At 61.3% G+C, this 2429-nt stretch carries 1 protein-coding gene; it reads left to right on the plus strand.

What is annotated here, in order from left to right; translation table 11 throughout:
* Window positions 1–2429 (plus strand): N,N-dimethylformamidase beta subunit family domain-containing protein (locus tag AC1D1Z_RS36335; protein ID WP_477853650.1); only part of this gene is annotated, 2429 nt, incomplete at both ends.

The following is a 2429-nucleotide window of genomic DNA, read 5'->3' on the forward strand; positions in this document are numbered from 1 at the left end:
CATCACATCAGCGTCGACAACGGCAAGACGGTCAGCTTCAAGATCAACACGAATTCCACCAACTACCGGATCGATATCTATCGACTCGGCTATTATGGCGGCATGGGCGCGCGCAAGGTCGCGACAATGCAGCATACCGGATTGCAAACCCAGCCCAATCCGTTGCGCAATGCTACGACCGGCACGGTCGATGCCGGCAACTGGGCGGTCTCGGCTTCGTGGACTGTACCTGATGATGCCGTCTCAGGCGTCTACATCGCCAAGCTCGTGCGCCAGGATGGCACCTCTGGCGAAAATCAAATCCCGTTCATCGTGCGCGACGATGCCAGCCACAGCGACATCGTCTTCCAGACCGCAGACGAGACCTGGCAAGCTTACAACGGCTGGGGTGGCGCAAACTTCTATGGCGGCAACGGCCCCGCGACGGGCCAGGGCGCTGGTCGCGCCTATGCGGTCAGCTACAACAGGCCGATTGCGACCCGCGGCGGGGTCGGCACCTATGCCGGCCCGCAGGACTATCTGTTCGGCGCCGAATATGCGGGCATCTACTGGCTGGAACAGAACGGTTATGACGTCTCCTATATGTCGGGCGTCGACGTCGACCGCTATGGCAGTCTCCTGCTCAATCACAAGACCTATATCGATGCCGGGCACGACGAATACTGGTCCGGACAGCAGCGGACCAATGTCGAAGCCGCGCGCGATGCGGGCGTCAACCTGATGTTCTGGAGCGGCAACGAGGTCTATTGGCGCACCCGTTGGGGCAATGCCTACAGCGCCGACGGCACGCCTTACCGGACCCTCATCTCCTACAAGGAGACATGGTCGCCTAGCGCCAGCATTGACCCTTCCAACCAATGGACGGGCACATTCCGCGATCCGCGTCTCAGCCCACCTGCTATCGGCGGCGGAAACCCGGAAAACTCACTGACCGGACAGTTGTTCAAGGTCGACGATGTCGGCAACAATCTCGCCGCGATCACGGTCGGATATGACGACGCCAACCTGCGCTTCTGGCGCAATACGAGCGTCGCCAATCTTCAGCCCGGCCAGACGGCAACGCTCACCAAGAACTATCTTGGTTACGAGTGGGACGAAGCGGTTGACAACGGCTTCGATCCCGCGGGCCTGGTGAAGCTGTCGTCGACGACGCTTCCGGTCAGCACTTACTTGCTCGACTACGGAAACACGACAGGAAATGCGACCGCGACCCATAATCTGACTCTCTATCGCGCGCCCAGCGGTGCACTGGTGTTCGGGGCTGGCACGGTCTACTGGACATGGGGTCTCAGCGACAATCACGACAACCAGGCGACCCCAACCGATCCCCGCGTACAGCAGGCAATGGTCAATTTGCTGGCCGACATGGGCATTCAGCCCGGAACGCTGCAATCCGGGCTCGTCGCCACGGCCGGCTCCACGGATCAGGTCGCACCGACTTCCATCATCACGGCGCCATCAACAGCGACCGTTGGCTCCGCAGTGACGATTACAGGTACTGCCACCGATACGGGCGGTGGGGTCATCGCCGGTGTCGAGGTTTCGACCGACAATGGGGCGAGCTGGCATCCGGCGACAGGCGATGAGAACTGGACTTATACTTGGTCGCCGCAGATCGCGGGCAGTTACACGATCCGGTCTCGCGCCGTCGACGATAACATCAACCTTGAAACGCCCTCGGCGGGGCGAACGGTCACCGTGACCGGGGCGAGCTTTTTCTCTCTCTTCGGCGCGGCGACGCCTGCTGTCGTCAACACCGACGATACGTCAGCCGTCGAGCTCGGTGTCCGCTTTCAGACCTCCACGGCAGGGACCGTCACCGGTATTCGTTTCTACAAGGGCAGCCAGGACACCGGTACGCATACCGGCTCACTGTGGTCGAGCACGGGTACACGGATTGCGACCCTCACCTTCACGAACGAGACTGCCAGCGGCTGGCAGACTGCCTATTTCACCAGCCCGGTGACCCTGACGGCCGGACAGACCTACACCGCATCCTATCACAGCAATACCGGTAATTACTCGACAACCACCGACTACTTCATCTCCAATGTGACCAGCGGTCCGCTGACGGCGCCGGCCAGCGGCAACGGCGTATACACCTATGGCAGCGCCAGCCTGTACCCCACAAGCACCTTCCAGTCGACGAACTATTGGGTCGATGTGATGTTTACCACGCCGGGCTCGAACACGACGCCGACGGCAGTTGCCGATGCGGGTGATGCGACGGAGAAGGGCGGAGTCGCCAATGGTTCGGGTGGCGTGGTTGCGAGCGGCAACGTGCTGACCAACGACACAGATGCGGATGCCGGTGACACCAAGACGGTCACCGCAGTCGTCTTTGGTGMGACATCAGGCACGCTCGGCACGGCGCTGAACGGCACCTATGGCAGTCTCGTGCTCAGTGCATCGGGCGTCTATTCCTATGC

The sequence above is a fragment of the Rhizobium sp. P1_E1 genome (assembly GCF_056406015.1).